General features: G+C 71.3%; 1 protein-coding gene. It reads left to right on the forward strand.

Translation table 11 applies throughout. From position 1 onward, the window contains the following. Positions 1-551, forward strand: a 551-nt coding sequence (locus RF645_RS13265; protein ID WP_368819271.1) for an ATP-binding protein, incomplete at both ends; no start/stop codon positions are given.

Here is a 551-nt window from a genome sequence, read left to right on the forward strand (position 1 = left end):
GAGGCCACCAAAGCCGCCCGCCGCAAGGCCGCCGGACTGCCCGCTGGGAAGACCTTCGAGTCCTGGCGCGAGTCGGACTCTTCGATCCCGACCCAGTCGGCCTTGGCCACCCTGGAATGGGTGGGCCGGGCGGAGAACCTCGCGATCTCAGGGCCATCGGGCACGGGCAAGACGCACTTCCTCGAGGCCCTGGCCCATCAGGTCATCGACGCCGGGACGCGGGTCTCCTGGTTCACCCTCGAATCCCTGACCGCCGCGATCGGCCGGGCCGGGGCGGACGGCTCGATCGGCAAGACCATCGCCCGGATCACCCGGGCCGAGCTCATCGTGGTCGACGACATCGGGATGCTGCCCTCGGGCCAGGCCGCCGCCGAGGCCTTCTACCGCCTCGTCGACGCGACCTACGAACGCCGCAGCCTCGCCGTGACCTCGAACATCCACCCGGCCGGGTTCGACACGATCATGCCCAAGACCCTGGCCACCGCCGCCGTGGACCGGCTCCTGCACCACGCGGCGTTCAACGTGGCGAACGCGCTGGGCGCGCTGCTGGG

Source organism: Kocuria sp. CPCC 205260 (genome assembly GCF_040981045.1).
Lineage (GTDB): Bacteria > Actinomycetota > Actinomycetes > Actinomycetales > Micrococcaceae > Kocuria > Kocuria palustris.